We start from the raw sequence: 15,333 nt of genomic DNA on the forward strand, positions 1-15,333 counted from the left end.
TCTGATGTTTGTATAGGCTGCCTCCATGCAACGCATCACCCACGACCGCGAGGTCCAGACATCACCGGCGACGGAGCAGCAATGAGTCCACAACTGTCCTCGACGCCCCGTCAGCACTCCGCCTCCGGGCCGGACTCCGCCTCCGGGCCGGACTCCGCCTCCGGACCGAACTCCGTCTCCGAGCCGGCGGCCACCGACAGCACGCGGCCCGCGGTGTCGATCGGGCTCGTCCTCGCGATCTGCCTCGTGGCGGCCAACCTGCGGACCAGCCTCACCGGCGTCGGCACCCTGCTGCCGGCGATCGAGCAGGGCAGCGGCCTGACGGCGAGCTGGGGCGGGCTGCTGAGCACCCTCCCCCTGCTGACGTTCGCCGCGACGTCGCCTCTGGTGGCCCGGGCCTCCCACCGGTTCGGCAGCGCGCGCCTGCTGGTGGCGGCCCTCGGCGCGCTGGCCGTCGGAACGGTGGTCCGGTCGCTGCCCTCCGTGAGCTGCCTGTTCGCCGGGACGGTGATCCTCTCCGCCGCCATCGCGTTCGGCAACGTGCTGCTGCCCGCCATGATCAGGCGCAGCGTGCCCGCCCACCGCATCCAGGGCATCAGCGCGCTCTACGTCACCGTCATGGGCATCACGGCCGCCGTCTCCTCCGGGATCTCCGCCCCGCTCTCCCACTCCCTGCCGGGTTCCTGGCACACCGCGCTGGCCTGGGGCATCGCCTTCACCGTCGCGGCGCTCCTCGTCTGGCTGCCCCGGATGCGGGGCGACGGGGCGCGGGCCTCCACCGGCACAACCCGCAGTCCGGCCCCCTGGCGGTCAGGACTGGCCTGGCAGGTCAGCATGTTCATGGGCCTGCAGTCCCTGGCCTTCTACACCGCCGTCGCGTGGCTGCCCAGCATCCTGATCCACCACGGCACGAGCAGCACCGCGGCCGGATGGATGCTCTTCTACTACCAGCTGATCTCCCTGGCGACCAGCGGCCTGCTGCCCCTGCTCACCCGGGGCCGCCACGACCAGCGGTGGACGGCGGCCGGGGCCTCGGTCACCGTGGCCGGCGGCTTCACCGTGCTGGTGTCCGCCCCCGCGCTGTCCGTCGTGGCGTGCACCCTGCTCGGGCTGGGCGGCGGCGCCTGCCTCGTCCTCGCACTGACCTTCCAGAGCGAACGCGCCGGCAGCTCCGGCGAGGCCGCGGCACTGGCCGGCATGGCGCAGTCCATCGGCTACCTCGTGGCGGCGGCCGGCCCGCTCCTCCTCGGCATCCTGCACGACAGCACGGGCAGTTGGACGCTTCCGCTCATCGTTCTGGTCGTCCTCGGCATCGCCATGGCGGCGGCCGGGTACGGCGCGGGGCAGGACCGGCACGTGCGCCTTCCGCGGCCTCGCTGACGTCACCGTCACCGTCACCGCACGCAGCCTTGTCCGTCACGCCACTCGCCCGTCACGCCTCTTGCGCGTTCACCGCTCTCGCGCGTTCACCGCCCCAGGAGTTCGGCGAAGCGGTCCAGCGCGAGATCGGTGCGCCGACGGTCGCCGGTGGTCGTGAGGTCGAACAGCAGACCCCGGATGACGGCCATGACCAGCGTGGGCGTGACGGTGTCGTCAGGGCCGGTGGAGACGTCCCGGAAGGTGGCGCCGAGAGTGTCGAACCAGTCCGTGATCGCCTCGGCCTGGTCGGGGTAGTTCTCGGGGTGGACCAGGCCGTCGGCGTGCACCTCGAAGAACAGCCGGACGAACGGCGCGCGTTCGTCCGCGCTCATCCACCCCCAGATGCCCCGCAGCCGCTCCCGCACGGAGCCCTTCGTCTGCGGAGGGTTCCCGGCCAGACGCACCGCGCCCCGGCGGCGGGCCTCGGCGAGGACCGCCGCGACCAACTCCTGTTTGCTGCCGAAGTCGTAGAGCAGCATCCGTGGACTGGTGTCGAGGGCTGCGGCCAGTGGTCGCAGGCTCAGCCCGGCCAGGCCGTGCGCCAGCACGTAGTCGGTCGCCCGGGCCAGCGTGCGCTCGCGACGGGCGGGGTCGGCGGGTCGCCCCACGGCGGATCTCCCTTCGGCGCATCGGAGTTGAAACGGCATTGGCGAGTATATGGTACGACTGTTTCAATAACGAGGGGAGACCGCATGCACACCGTCGACCGCGCGCTCGTCCTGGGCCCCGGAAGTCACGTCGGCACGGCCTGGACGGCCGGACTGGCCTACGGGTTGCGCCGCAACAGCGTCGATCTGGGCGAGGCCGACCTGATCGTCGGCACGTCAGCCGGCTCGATCGTCGGAGCGCTGCTCGCCACCGGGCAGGACCCGGGGCGGCTCGCTTCCTCGACTCGCCAGGCCGCCCACCGGGTCAAGCCCGACCCCGAGCGGATGGGCGCGGTGTTCGCCGTACTCGGCGACCGCAGCCTGGACCCCGCAGAGGCGAGGCGTCGCGTCGGCCGCCTCGCGCTCGACGGCGTCGACCCCCAGGCCGAGGAGGCGCTGATCGCGGGGCGCGCCGCCCTGATCGGCGCGGACGCGTGGCCGGAGCGACGGCTGCTGATCGCCGCCGTCTGCGCCACCACCGGTGAGCCCGTGGTGTGGGACCGCGACAGCGGCGTGCCGCTGGTGCACGCGGTGGCGGCGAGCAGTGCCTTCCCCGGAGCCGCACCGCCCGTCGCCATCGACGGCCTGCGGTACATGGACGGCGCGCTGCGCGCGGGCCCCAACGCCGATCTCGCCACTGGAGCCCGCAAGCTGGTCGTGGTCGAGCCGATGGCCCACCTGTTCCCCCGGGAACCGCTCGACCAGCAGCTGGCGGCAGTGGGGGCGGACACCGTGGTGACCATCGGCCCCGACCCGGCCTCGGTGCGAGCTTTCGGCTCGGACCCGGGCGACCTGGCGGCCTGGGAACCGGCCTACCAGGCGGGCCTCCGCCAGGCCGACGACGTCGACGCGCAGCTCCGCACCATGTGGAGGGCGGAAGTCGACGCGGGCTGACCACTGATCGCTGATCGCCAACGCCTGTCCGTCTTGCCGCCGGGGTAGCCCTACTACACCTGGCAGTTCGCCATCGGGCCCGAAAGGAATTCCAGTCATGAGTGACCGCGCAGACCTGTCCGGCGCTTCCTGGATCAAGTCCTCACACTCCAACAACGGTGGTGACTGCGTGGAGGTCGCCACCGGCATCCCCCACCTCGCTCCCGTCCGCGACTCCAAGGACCCCGAGGGCCCCGCCCTCGTCTTCCCCACCGACGCCTGGTCCTCGTTCGTCGCCGCCGTCCGGGCCGGCGAGTTCGGCAAGGCCTGACGCGCACCTTGTCGGAGCCCCACTGCCCACGACGGGCAGTGGGGCTCGCGCATCGGGTCGACGCATAGGCCCGCCTGGCTGAGCCGGGCCCCGGTTGGCGCGGAATGCGCATGCGGTCGTCATCGATGAATGCCCCGCGCCCGGCTGTCACTCCATCTCGGCGCCCCCGGTGGGCTGTTCCCGCAGTTGATCGACCTCCCTGCGGTAGAGAGATCGGGCCGCCCACGTTCCGTACGCCTGGGTGGGCGACGCCTGCGGCCCCGCCCTCTGGGGCAAGAAGACGCTCCTCCTCAACGCCCTCGACGGAGACGGCCCCGCGAGTCTGCGGAGTGCCAGTGTCCGATGTCGACGAGTTCTCCGGGCACGTACGCAAACCCCGATAGCTGGAGCCCCGAACGGGGACGACCACTTCGGGCCGTTCTGCCCCCCGGAGTTTCGACGGCAACCAGACTGGTTACCTGGCTTGCAAGAACGCGCAACCGGCTTGGTACGGGAGGGCACCGTGGCTCTAAGGTTTCTGGGGATCTGGCCGAACACCCCCGACAACGGATCGCCGACCATCTGGCTGGAGGAGGAGACGGGGGACCTGATCATCCAGTCCTGGTTCGCTGACGAGGCGACCATCAAGAGGGCCCAGGAGGTGGGTTCCATCCCCGGGCACACCACCGATGTCCCGCCCCACGAGGGCGTGTTTCGCCTTCCACAGAACATGATCCAGTTCATTCCCCGGCCCGACGACGAGGACCCCGATGTTTCTTGAGGCCCTGGCAGGCGCCCGGCGCTCCGCGCTGCACCTCGAACTCCGCGACTCCTACATGCTGGACGACCCCGAGTTCATCCGCTGGCAGCAGGGCTACCGCATCAACCGGGAGGACCGGGCTTCGTGGTGGCGCCCGTGGTGTGACACCGTCGCCACCGCTGCCGCCCGCGGCGTGGAGTTCCGCCGCGCACGGGTCGTCTCGGAGCCGGTGCACGACTACATCCGGTACGAGTACGACGTGACGTTCCCGAACATCGCCGCCGGCGAGCAGGTTCGTTGGCTGCCCCGCCGGAACACCACGGACCTCGCACTGCCCGGCGTGGACTTCTGGCTGTTCGATGACCGAGTGGCCCTGTTCAACCACTTCACGGGCAACGGGCAGTGGGCCGATCCGGACATGGAGACGACCACCGATCCCGCGGTGGTGAAGCTGTGCAGCTCCGCCTTCGATTCAGTTTGGAGCCGCGCCATCGACCACGAGCAGTACGAGATCTGATCCAACGCCAGGCCGTCAGCCAATGCCCACATCTCCGTCCTCCAGCGCTCAGGCCGCACAGAAGGCCGTCGCGGACCGCCTCCGTGAACTGATGCTGGACGCTGGGCTTCAAGGGCAAGAGCTGGCGGCCCTGTGCGGCTGGAACGCCGCCAAGACCAGTCGCATCATCAATGCGAAGACGGCGCCGTCCGACTCCGATATCAGGGCGTGGTGCGCCGCCTGCGGAGCTGAGGACCAAGCCGCCGATCTGATCGCCAAGAGCCGCGCGGCGGACTCCATGTTCCTGGAGTGGCGGCGCATGGAGCGCACCGGGCTTCGAGCCGCCCAGGAATCGGTACGCCCCCTCTACGAGCGGACTCAGCGCTTCCGCGCCTACGCCCCGTGGATTCTTCCGGGGCTCGTGCAGACCCGTGGCTACACCACCGCCATCCTGTCCGCGATCCGCGACCGCCGCGGCCTGGTGGACGACGTACCCGCTGCGGTGGAAGAGCGCATGGCCCGGCAGCGTGTCGTCCACGACGGCAACCACCGCTTCGTGCTGCTGATCGAGGAGAGCGTCCTTCGGAGCGGACTCGGCGGGCCCGAGGTGATGGCGTTCCAGCTCCGACACCTGCTGACGATCGGCCGGCTCCCGACGGTCAGCCTCGGCGTGATCCCCTTCCGGTCGGATCGCGAAAGGGCCTGGCCTGTCGAAGGGTTCTGGATCTACGACACCGCACAAGTCAGCGTCGAGCTGGTTTCCGGCTACCTCACCGTTACCCAGCCCAGCGAGATCGCGATGTACGGCCGCGCCTTCGCGGAACTTGGTGAACTCGCGGTCCACGGAGCGAAGGCCCGACAGTTGATCACGAACGCGCTGGACTCTCTCGACTAAATCTGCAATCAGATGCAAGTGCGTTGAGTGGTCGACTGGTTACTCCCTACCGTCGTTGGTGCCACTCAGGCCGCGACCACTTGGGTGGAGAGCTCGACACACACGGCGCATCGGCTCGCGCCGACCTCGCGGGCGCCCAGTCTCGCACCGTGCCACGCCTCAATGCTTTGCATCGCAGGAGATCACCCGCACGTGCCCAACCGAAGGGACCGCAGTGCCTAAGCTCCCCGACATGACCACCGAAAGTGACAAGATCGTCACTCCCTTCGGGTCGCTGAGTGCGGCTCTCATCGACCAGCTGCGTGACCTCAACGCGATCCGCACCGATCGGGTAGCGGACGCTTTCCGAGCCGTCCCCCGCCACGTCTTCGCCCCCGAGGCTCCTGTAGAGGAGGTCTACTCGAACCAGCCCATCGTGACCAAGCGCGATGAGCGTGGCCTTGCAATCAGCACGGTCTCCGCGCCCCGCATCCAGGCGTTCATGCTGGAGCAGGCCGACATCCAGCCGGGCATGCGCGTTCTGGAGATCGGTTCGGGAGGGGTGAACGCCGCGTACATCGCGGAGCTGGTCGGCGAGGCCGGCGAGGTCACCACGATGGACATCGACCCGTTCGTCATCGACCGTGCCAAGCGGTTCCTGCCGGAGGCCGGGTACGGGCGAGTGAACGTGGTGCTCGCCGACGGCGAGTTCGGCGCCCCGAAGCACGCACCGTTCGACCGCATCGTGGTCACCGTCGGAGCATGGGACATCCCGGCCGCGTGGTGGGAGCAGCTGGCCCCGGGCGGCCGGATCGTCGTGCCGATCCGAATCCGCAGCCTCAACCGCTCGGTGGCCTTCCAGCTGGACGGCGGTCACCTGGTCAGCCGGTCGATCGAGCGGGCCGGATTCGTCGCGATGCAGGGAGCCGGCGCCTTCGGTGAAGAGGTGGTCTACCTGCACGACGACACGGTGGCTCTCCGGGTGGACGACGGGCAGCAGGCCAACGGCGCTCTTCTGGCCGCCGCACTGAAGCAGCCACGGGTGGAAGCGTGGACCGGGGTCACCGTCCGCGACCAGGAACCCTTCGATGACCTGGACATGTTCCTGGCGACCACCCTGCCCGGCTTCTGCCTGCTGACGGCACACGACTCTGCCGTGGCGGAGGGGATCGTCCAAGCCCGTCCCTGGGGAAGCTCGGCGGTGTTCTGCGACGGCACCTTCGCCTACGTCGTGCTGCGGCAGCTGGGCCCGGACCGCCACGAGTTCGGCGTGTACGGACACGGCGCCGACGCCGAGGGCCTGGCCGCCAGGGTGGTCGATCAGATCAACGCCTGGAACAGCCGCCACCGCAACGGCGCGGCCCCGGTCATCAGCGCCTACCCGGTGGGCACTCCCGACGACCAGCTTCCCGGGAGCCTGGTCATCGACAAGAAACACACCCGGTTCACCGTCTCCTGGCCCTGCTGAGGGACCAGGTGCTCCTGATCACCACTACGCAAAGAGGGGATCAACAGTGGCCAACAAGGTCATGGACAGCACGACCGAGTTCGACCTCGACGTGTCGATCGTCCGCAACACCAACGTCCTGTCGGCGATCATGCGCAGCACCGACGACGGCTGCGGCAGCACCTGCCCGGCGTGCGCCAGCGGTGCCGGCGGTGGGGGCGGCAACGGCGGTGGTGGCGGCGGCGGCGAGGGCGGTGGTGGCGGCGGCGAGGGCGGCCTGATCCTCGCCTGATCCACCTGCATCAAGTGGTCACGTCCGGCCCGGTGCGCCTGGAGCACCGGGCCGGGGCTGCGGAGAATCACGAGGTGGCACGTTGTACGAGCACGTCGATGCGGCCCTGATCCGGGCCGTCTCCCACCCCGCCGGTCTGCGGCTGCCGCCGTGGCCGCATCTGGGCGAGGACCGGACTCCCGGCCAGGCCGAGCACTGGCGGGACTGGCTGTGCCAGGTCCGGGAGCTTCCCACGGTCGTCGAGGCTATCGAGGTGGCCAGCCCCGGTTTGGCCGAGCACATCGGGCAGGTCTGCGACGGTCGTCCTCTGTCTGAGCGGCACCTTCGGCGGACCGTACTGTCCACCGTCCGGTATCTGCTCAGGCTCACCGGCCGTGCCACCCCGTTCGGTCTGTTCGCCGGGGTGGCACCCGTCGGCCTCGGGTCGCACAGCACCACCCACTGGGGCGGTGAGCACCGCGCCTCGGCGAGGCCGGACGCGGCGTGGTTGGACGAGACGATCCGGCAGCTGGAGGCGATACCCGAACTGCGGGAGCAGTTACCGGTGGTGGCGAACAACCTGTGCTTCGTCCGAGACGAGCGTCTGGTACTGCCGCTCCAGCCCAGCACCGACGGCAACGACGACATCAGCCCGTCGGAGGTCGCCGTGCGCCACAGTCGGCCCGTCCAATCGGTGATGGCCACTGCCCGCACCCCACTGACGGTGCGCGAACTCGGCGAGCTGCTGGCTGCCGGATTCCCCGACGCGCCGACTGCCGCGATCACCGGCGTACTGGCCGGCCTCATCCAGCAGCGGTTCCTGATCACCGCCCTGCACGCACCGGCCACCGTCACCGATCCACTCAGCCACCTCGTGGAGCAGCTGGAGCGCGCCGGCGCCAAGGATCTGCCCCAGGCGCAGATCCTGCTGGACGGACTCCGCGGGATCAGCGAGGCCCTGGCTGCGCACAACACCGCAACCGATGCCGACCGGCGCCGCATCGGTCGGCATGCCGTCGACCGCATGCGGGCCTCGTGCAGCTCGGTGGCTCAGCCGTTGATGACCGACCTTCGGCTGGACTGCGCGATCACGCTACCGGAGGAAGTCGCCCGTGAGGCCGCAGCCGCAGCCGGGGTGCTGGCCCGGTTGACGCCGTTCCCGTTCGGCAGCTCGGTGTGGGGGGCCTACCACCAGCAGTTCGTGGAGCGCTACGGGCCCGGTGCGCTGATCCCCGTAACCGACCTGGTCCACGCCGACACGGGGCTCGGCTTCCCTGCGACCTACCGCGGTTCGCTCCTCAAGAAGCCCGCATCGGATGTGTCCCGGCGTGACCGCCGGCTCCTGGCCCTGGCGCAGTGTGCCGCGATCGACGGCCGGAGCGAAGTGGTGCTGGACGATCGGGCGGTGGCCGAACTCGCCGTCGACGGCAGCGCAAACGCCCAGCCGACGCCTCACGTCGAGCTGTCGTTCCGTCTCCAGGCTGCCTCACACGCGGCTCTGGACAGCGGGGCGTTCCGGCTGGTCGTGCTCGGTGCGATGCGGGCCGCTGGGGCGACTGCCGGCCGCTTCCTCCATCTGTTCGACCCGGCGGACCGGGACCGCATGGCCGCCGCCTACGCGCGGTTGGCAACGATGGACGAGGGCGCGGTGCTGGCCCAGGTGTCCGGTCCACCGATGTACGTGCGCACCGGCAACGTCCATCGCTCCCCCGCCGTGCTGCCCACCGTGATTCCGCTCGCCGAGCACGCCCCGGCGGGTGATCGGACAATCCCCTTGGACGACCTGGCGGTCACCAGCGACGGCTCCCGTCTGCGGCTCGTCTCCCTCTCGACCGGCCGCTCGGTCGAGCCCACCGTGATGATCGCGGTGGACTTCCTCCACCACACTCAGCCCGTCGCCCGGTTCCTGTGCGAATTGGTCCGCTCTCACACCGCCACCTTCCAGGCGTTCTACTGGGGTGCGGGCGACGAGCTGCCGTTCCTGCCCCGAATCCGGTACGGCCGGACCGTGCTCTCCCCCGCTCGCTGGACCCTCGCCTCTGCCGGACTGCCCGTTCACGGCGAAGCGTGGCCACGTTGGGCCGCTGCGGTGGACGGCTGGCGGGCGCGGCTACGCGTGCCCGACCTCGTGCAGCTGGACGACAACGGCCTCCAGCTGCGGCTGGATCTTGACGAGCCCGCCCACCTCGCGTTGCTGCGCGCCCACCTCGACCAACGAGGAACAGCCGTGCTGACCGAGGCCGGCGAACCGGACGACGACGGCTGGCTGGACGACCGGACGCACGAGATCGTCCTGCCGCTGAGCGCCACCACCCCGCCCGGTCGCCCGCGCCGCGTCCACCGGAAGGCGGTCGGAACCGTCCGAGGGCACCTGCCCGGCCACTCAACGTGGCTGTACGCCAAGGTGTACGGCCACCCTGCCCGCCAGGCGCAGATCCTCACCGCCCATCTGCCGGAACTTCTGGACGGCTTCGACGAGCGGCCCCGATGGTGGTTCCTGCGCTACGCCGATCCCGAGCACCACCTGCGGCTGCGGCTGCGACTCGGCGGCCCCGAGGACTTCGGGCCCGTCGCCGCCCGGGTTGGCGCCTGGGCCGTGTGCCTGCGCGGGCTGGGCCTGGTCGGACGCCTCCAGTTCGATACCTACCTTCCGGAGTCCGGTCGCTTCGGCGGCAACGAGGCGATGGCGGCGGCCGAGCGGGTGTTCGTCGCCGACTCCGCCGCCGCCGTCGCCCAGCTCACCGCCACGAACGGCCACACCGACCCCGGCGCGCTGACGGCCGCAAGCTTCCTAGACCTGGCGACCGCCTTCCTGGGTGACGCCCCGACCGGGATGAACTGGCTCGTCAACCACATCAGCACCGGCCACAAGGAACCGCTGGGCCGGGCGGTGCTCGCCGAGGCCGTCCAGCTGGCCGCCCCGGACACCCGCGTCACCCTGCTCGATCCCGGACTTCTCCAGCTTTGGGAAGAGCGCCGGTTGGCGCTCGCGGCCTACCGCGACCGTCTGGCGGCCACCGGCGGCCTTGAGGCCGGCGAGGTACTGCCGACCCTGCTGCACCTGCACCACATCCGCACCCACGGCCTGGACCGCGACGGCGAACGCGCGGCCAACCGCCTCGCCCGAGCAGTCGCGCTCTCCTGGACAAACCGGATCGGAAGGAGTCAACGGTGACCGCGAGCGTCTCCGAAGTCGCGGCGGACCGCCTTGCCGAGGAGGTGGTGCACCCTGACGTCGACGACGATCTCGACCCGCAGTCGCTGATCCGCGGCACCGCCGCCCTCGCGCTGCTGGCCGTCGAGCGCGCCGCCGCCGGCCGGGGCAGCTGGGATACCGCGCACCACTGGCTTGCCGCCTCGATCCGCGAAGGTGCGGAGACCGGCGAGCACGCCACGCTCTTCTACGGCGCCCCGGCCCTCGCCTTCACCTTCCACGGCGCAGCTCACCCCGGTCGTTACGACCGGGCACTCACGGTGCTGGACTCCGCCACCACCGCCGTGACCCGGGAGCGGCTGAAGGCGGCTCACGCCCGCATCGACCGCCGCCAGCGGCCCGCCCTCGCCGAGTTCGATCTGATCTACGGCCTGACCGGGCTCGGAGCCCACCACCTTCGCCGAGATCCGCACGGCCAGGTGCTCCGCGATGTGCTCGCCTATCTGGTGCGCCTGACCGAACCGATCGGTGTGCCCCCGTACGGCTTGCCCGGCTGGTGGACCGACCTGGCTCCCTCCGGCGAACTCTCGCCGCAGTTCCCTGACGGCCACGCCAACCAGGGCACGGCCCACGGCATCGCCGGGCCCCTCGCATTGCTGAGCCTGGCCATGAAGCGCGGGATCACGGTGGACGGCCACGCCCAGGCGATCGGCCGGATCTGCAACTGGCTCGACCAGTGGCAGCAACGCACCACCACCGGGGCATGGTGGCCGGAGTGGATCACCCTGGACGAGCATCGAACCGGCGTCGTCCACCAACAGGCACCCATGCGGCCGTCCTGGTGCTACGGCACCCCGGGGCTGGCCCGCGCCCAACAGCTCGCCGGACAGGCCACCGACGACCCTGCCCGCCAGCGGCTCGCCGAGACCGCGCTGCTCGACTGCCTCGCCGACCCGGCCCAGCTGGCACGGATCACCGACGGCGGTCTGTGTCACGGCTGGGCCGGGCTGTTCCAGGCCGCCGTCCGCGTCGCCGCCGACGCGGACGGCCCCGAGATCACCGAGCGGTTGGCCGCTCTGCTGCCGTACCTGGTCAGCGGCCCGCAGGTCCCCCACTCTGGGTTCCTGGACGGTTCGGCCGGGCTCACGCTGGCCCTGCACACCGCGACGGGAACCGCTCCGGCCACCGGATGGGACAGCTGTCTCCTGCTCAACTGACAGACCGGCGAAAGGGGATGGTGATGGACGACGGACACCTGTGGCAACAGGTGGACATCCGGTTCGCGGACCGCCACCGCGCCGAGCAGGCGGCGTCCGACCACCTCGGGGATGCGCTGCGGGCGACGGGCACCGGGCCGGTGGAGTCCTGGTTCTTCATCCGCAAGGGCGAGTGGCGGCTGCGGTACAACTCCACGAACCAGGCCGCCACCGCCGCAGCCAAGGCCGTGGTGATGGGCGCACTGGCAACCATGCGGGAGCACGGTGCCGTCGAAAGCTGGGTTGAGAAGACCTACGAGCCCGAAATCCACGCCTTCGGCGGCCAGCAGGCGATGAACACCGCCCACCAGTTCTTCCACCAGGACAGCCAACACGTCCTGGACTACCTGCGACTCCCCGGCCCGGACCGCCGCCGGGAGCTGTCGGTGCTGCTGTGCGCGGCGCTGATGCGCGGCGCCGGCCTCGACTGGTACGAGCAAGGCGACGTCTGGGCCCGCGTGGCAGAGAACCGGCCGAACACCGGTGACGCGACCGAAGACCAGATGCGCGAGCTCCGGGACGCCGTGCGCCAGTTGCTCGTTGCCGATCCCCGGTCGGGACTCATCTCGGTCTCCGACGAGTCCGCAGACCTCAGCACGACCTGGTTGGACGCCGCCGAGGAGACGGGCCACGCGCTGTACCTACTGTGGTCCGAGGGCCGACTTGTCCGAGGCCTGCGCGCGGTGATCACCCATCACGTGATCTTCCACTGGAATCGCATCGGGCTCCCCTACTCGGCCCAGAGCGTTCTGGCTCTGGCAGCCAAAGACGTTGTTCTAGGAACGTGATCTCGACTCCACCGACCGGTGATCGAGGGACGGCCGCTCCCCGCCGGAGCGGCGATTCCGGCGGGGAGCGATGTGGCTCGGCGAGGGTCTGGCGCCAACGTGCCCTCGGAGCCGGCCGGCAGGGGAGGTCTTCCTGCCGGCGCCCGTCCGTGACCACCTGTCACGGACGGGCGTTGACCCCGCCACCGCGCGGGATGAGAACTCGCGGCGCGGCGGCGGGAGCGTGTTGTCAGTCCGGCATGAACGTGCCGCAGCTGCACGGGTGTTGAACCGGCGGATCGGCGGCCAGCTCGGTGGTCGGCTCGATCGCGTTTCGTTGCGTCGTCCCCGCCACGGCGGTGAAGCCGCCGGCCGCCAACGAGCTGAGGTGCAGCCCGGCGAGCAGCATCTCCCCCGAGGTCACGCCGGCTCCGGAAACATCGGCCGACGCTGGGAGTTGCTGCCCGTGCCCGGCGCGATCTCCCTGGGGTCGCACCGTCGCAGCTGATCGGGCCTGGTCGTCCACTCGCACCCCCCGCCGAGCGGCCTCAGGAAGGCCGCCCCGCAGAGGATCTCCATGAAGACCCCCTCCTTCGGCTTGCCGTCGTCGTCTCGGTGCTTCAGGTCCCGCACCACCTCGTTGCGGACGAAGTCGGGCAGCGCGGATTTCGGGTTTTCGGGCATGGGGGTCTCCGTAGCGCTTCGCTCTTGGCGTGTCACTTGGTGTAGCCATGGTGGCGCGACAGCCTCTACGATCGGAAGGGTTCTCCACTTGACGAAATCCCCTGTGGGATACGGAATGCAACGGAGGTCTGATCATGCGCGAGACCGAACTGGACCCGTCCGCATCGCCCCTCAAGGCCTTCGGCGCACAACTCCGCAGGCTGCGCAAGGCGGCGGGGCTCACGCAGACCGACCTCGGGGTGATGACGAACTTGAGCGACAGTCAGATCTCCAACCTCGAACGAGGGACACGCAGTCCCACACTCGACTGGGTCGTACAAGCCGACCGGGCTCTTGATGCCGGTGGAACACTAGAACTGACGTACTGGAGTCTCAGCGGCTCATCGTTGCTGGAAGGGTTTCCCGAGTACGCCCAGCAAGAAGCGAAGGCCTTGAGCATCAACCACTTCGAACTGGGCATCGTGCCAGGTCTGGCGCAGACAATGGAGTACGCCGCAGCCTTCGCCTCGGCCGCCGTGCGGCGTGGCAGCGTCACCGAGGAGCAGGCTGCGGATCGGCTCGACTTCCTTGCCACGCGCCAGAAACTACTTGACCGGCAGCCTGCGCCCCGGCTCCACTTCGTCCTGGACGAGGGCGCCCTCCTCCGACCGGTGGGCGGGCGCAAGGTCATGGCTCGGCAGCTTGCGCACCTTGAAGACCTCGCCACTCGTCCGAACATCACGATCCAAGTGGCGCCGTTCTCTCTTGCAGAAGAGCTGCCGTTCACGATGGTTGTTACCTTGCTGACCCTGGCGGATCGCAAACTCCTGGCATACTCGGAGTGCCAGCTGCGCGGCTTCCTCTCGCGGGACGCCGAGACTGCTCAAGCCTGGGAGCGGGAATGCCACCAGCTCCAAGTGGAAGCGCTCTCGAAGGCTGCGTCACTGGAGCTGATCCGAAAGTGCAAGGCGTGAGAGGAACATCATGATCGCCCCTGTAGACCTATCCGGCGCCACATGGTTCAAGTCCAGCTACAGCAACAACGGTGGCACTTGCGTTGAGGTAGCTCCGAACTTCCCTGGCCTGACGCCCGTCCGTGACTCCAAGGACCCCGAGGGTCCTGCCCTCGTCTTCCCCGCCGACGCCTGGTCATCGTTCGTCGCCGCCGTCCGGGCCGGCGAGTTCGGCGAGGTCTGACGCGCACGACTCTCGCGAGCCCCACTACCCACGGCGGGTAGTGGGGCTCGCGCGTTCTGGGTGGTGACAGTGTTTCAACTGCGTTCACCGAATGCTCGTGCGCGGTCTTGTGCACCGTGCGGGCGGCAACGTTGGATGTACAACATCCGCTGACCGTCGCGTTCACGTCATACCCTCACGGAGCCCCAATGCCGCTGTCGTCCCTCCGCAAGGCCGCCGCCGCCTGCGCTGCCGCCGCCGTGCTCGGCGCGCTCGCCACCGCCCCCGCCACGGCTGCCACCGGCGCCACGACCGAGAGCGCCCCGGTCACCGCGCCCGCGCTGGACGTCCTCACGTACAACACGTTCCTGATGAGCACGACCCTCTACCCCAACTGGGGCCAGCAGTACCGGGCGCAGGCGATCGCCTCGGCGGACTTCTTCCAAGGTCACGACGTGGTCGTCCTGGAGGAGGCCTTCGACAACGCGGCCTCCGACGCCCTGACCGCCAAGGCCTCGGCCGCCTACCCGTACCACACCCCGGTCGTCGGCCGCTCCACCAGCGGCTGGGACGCGACCTCCGGCAGCTACAGCTCCGCCACTCCCGAGGACGGCGGCGTGACGCTGCTCAGCAAGTGGCCGATCCTGCGCAAGGAGCAGTACGTCTTCAAGGACGCCTGCGGCTCGGACTACTTCTCGAACAAGGGCTTCGTCTACGCCGTCCTGAACGTCAACGGCCAGCGCACCCACGTGGTCGGCACCCACCTGCAGTCCACCGACTCGGGCTGCTCCAGCGGCCAGCCGGCCGCCATCCGGGCCAAGCAGCTCACGGCCATGCGCGGCTTCCTGGACGCCAAGCAGATCCCGGCGAACGAGCCGATCCTGCTCGCCGGCGACCTCAACATCGACTCGCACGGCTCCGAGTACCAGGCCCTGCTGGACAACGCCAACCTGGCGCCGGCCTCCGCCCGCACCGGCTGGCCGTACTCCTTCGACACCGCCGACAACTCCATCGCCGCCTACCGCTACCCGGGCGAGCCCAAGGAGGACCTGGACTACGTGCTCTACCGGGCCGACCACGCCCGCCCGCAGCAGTACACCAACCAGGTCCTGCGCACGCACAGCGCGCCGTGGACGGTGAGCAGTTGGGGCAAGAGCTACACCTACACCGACCTCTCCGACCACTACCCGCTCGCCGCGCACTGACCGGGGAAGCGCACT

Annotated in this window: 17 protein-coding genes; 14 read left to right on the forward strand and 3 right to left on the reverse strand. The window is 70.0% G+C overall.

Features of this window, described 5'->3' with window-relative positions; translation table 11 throughout:
- The first annotated feature begins 81 nt into the window (after positions 1-81).
- On the forward strand, positions 82-1,380 hold the full coding sequence (locus tag OG556_RS03440) for a CynX/NimT family MFS transporter (protein ID WP_371515781.1): 1,299 nt from the start codon (positions 82-84) through the stop codon (positions 1,378-1,380).
- Between the two features lie 86 nt (positions 1,381-1,466).
- On the opposite strand, the gene OG556_RS03445 is transcribed toward OG556_RS03440, so the two are convergent.
- Positions 1,467-2,027 carry a TetR family transcriptional regulator gene (locus OG556_RS03445; RefSeq protein WP_371515782.1) on the reverse strand — a complete coding sequence of 187 codons (561 nt, stop codon included), beginning with the start codon at positions 2,025-2,027 and terminating at the stop codon, positions 1,467-1,469.
- 84 nt (positions 2,028-2,111) lie between these two features.
- On the opposite strand from OG556_RS03445, the gene OG556_RS03450 reads away from it, so the two are divergent.
- The 10 genes from OG556_RS03450 (at position 2,112) to OG556_RS03495 (ending at position 12,295) form a co-directional block, all read left to right on the forward strand.
- On the forward strand, positions 2,112-2,960 hold the full coding sequence (locus OG556_RS03450) for a patatin-like phospholipase family protein (RefSeq protein ID WP_371515783.1): 849 nt from the start codon (positions 2,112-2,114) through the stop codon (positions 2,958-2,960).
- Between the two features lie 97 nt (positions 2,961-3,057).
- Positions 3,058-3,270: a DUF397 domain-containing protein gene (locus OG556_RS03455; RefSeq protein WP_371515784.1), complete on the forward strand. Its 213-nt coding sequence runs from the start codon at positions 3,058-3,060 to the stop codon at positions 3,268-3,270.
- 502 nt (positions 3,271-3,772) lie between these two features.
- Positions 3,773-4,030, forward strand: coding sequence for a hypothetical protein (locus OG556_RS03460; RefSeq protein WP_350879744.1), 258 nt, complete (start codon positions 3,773-3,775; stop codon positions 4,028-4,030).
- Positions 4,020-4,526 carry a DUF6879 family protein gene (locus OG556_RS03465; protein WP_371515785.1) on the forward strand — a complete coding sequence of 169 codons (507 nt, stop codon included), beginning with the start codon at positions 4,020-4,022 and terminating at the stop codon, positions 4,524-4,526. Before OG556_RS03460 ends, OG556_RS03465 begins: the two co-directional genes overlap by 11 nt.
- Before the next feature lie 22 nt (positions 4,527-4,548).
- Entirely contained in the window at positions 4,549-5,400 is an 852-nt protein-coding gene (locus OG556_RS03470; RefSeq protein WP_371515786.1) for a helix-turn-helix domain-containing protein, read from the forward strand.
- Between the two features lie 232 nt (positions 5,401-5,632).
- Positions 5,633-6,847: a methyltransferase, FxLD system gene (gene fxlM / locus OG556_RS03475; RefSeq protein ID WP_371515787.1), complete on the forward strand. Its 1,215-nt coding sequence runs from the start codon at positions 5,633-5,635 to the stop codon at positions 6,845-6,847.
- 61 nt (positions 6,848-6,908) lie between these two features.
- Positions 6,909-7,118 carry an FxLD family lanthipeptide gene (locus tag OG556_RS03480; protein ID WP_371515788.1) on the forward strand — a complete coding sequence of 70 codons (210 nt, stop codon included), beginning with the start codon at positions 6,909-6,911 and terminating at the stop codon, positions 7,116-7,118.
- Positions 7,119-7,200: 82 nt separating this feature from the next.
- Positions 7,201-10,272: a lantibiotic dehydratase gene (locus OG556_RS03485; protein WP_371515789.1), complete on the forward strand. Its 3,072-nt coding sequence runs from the start codon at positions 7,201-7,203 to the stop codon at positions 10,270-10,272.
- Complete coding sequence (locus tag OG556_RS03490) at positions 10,269-11,468, forward strand: lanthionine synthetase C family protein (RefSeq protein WP_371515790.1); 1,200 nt, start codon at positions 10,269-10,271, stop codon at positions 11,466-11,468. The genes OG556_RS03485 and OG556_RS03490 overlap by 4 nt, the downstream gene beginning before the upstream one ends.
- 23 nt (positions 11,469-11,491) lie before the next feature.
- Positions 11,492-12,295: a thiopeptide-type bacteriocin biosynthesis protein gene (locus OG556_RS03495; RefSeq protein ID WP_371515791.1), complete on the forward strand. Its 804-nt coding sequence runs from the start codon at positions 11,492-11,494 to the stop codon at positions 12,293-12,295.
- Positions 12,296-12,524: 229 nt separating this feature from the next.
- Here the strand turns inward: OG556_RS03495 and OG556_RS03500 are convergent, their stop codons facing one another.
- Together OG556_RS03500 and OG556_RS03505 are read right to left on the reverse strand one after the other, a co-directional pair.
- Positions 12,525-12,698 (reverse strand): hypothetical protein, encoded by a 174-nt coding sequence (locus tag OG556_RS03500; RefSeq protein ID WP_371515792.1) that lies wholly within the window; start codon positions 12,696-12,698, stop codon positions 12,525-12,527.
- A complete protein-coding gene (locus OG556_RS03505; RefSeq protein WP_063346205.1) occupies positions 12,695-12,958 on the reverse strand; it encodes a hypothetical protein in 264 nt (87 codons plus the stop codon). Before OG556_RS03505 ends, OG556_RS03500 begins: the two co-directional genes overlap by 4 nt.
- Before the next feature lie 134 nt (positions 12,959-13,092).
- Between OG556_RS03505 and OG556_RS03510 the strand changes: the two genes are divergently transcribed.
- From OG556_RS03510 to sph, 3 genes are all read left to right on the forward strand, one after another.
- Positions 13,093-13,911 (forward strand): helix-turn-helix domain-containing protein, encoded by an 819-nt coding sequence (locus OG556_RS03510; RefSeq protein WP_371515793.1) that lies wholly within the window; start codon positions 13,093-13,095, stop codon positions 13,909-13,911.
- A 10-nt stretch (positions 13,912-13,921) separates the two neighbouring features.
- On the forward strand, positions 13,922-14,134 hold the full coding sequence (locus tag OG556_RS03515; RefSeq protein ID WP_371515794.1) for a DUF397 domain-containing protein: 213 nt from the start codon (positions 13,922-13,924) through the stop codon (positions 14,132-14,134).
- Positions 14,135-14,322: 188 nt separating this feature from the next.
- Entirely contained in the window at positions 14,323-15,318 is a 996-nt protein-coding gene (gene sph / locus OG556_RS03520; protein WP_371515795.1) for a sphingomyelin phosphodiesterase, read from the forward strand.
- Positions 15,319-15,333: the final 15 nt, after the last annotated feature.

Origin of the sequence: Kitasatospora sp. NBC_01300 (assembly GCF_041435235.1) — a bacterium.
Taxonomy (GTDB): Bacteria; Actinomycetota; Actinomycetes; order Streptomycetales; family Streptomycetaceae; genus Kitasatospora.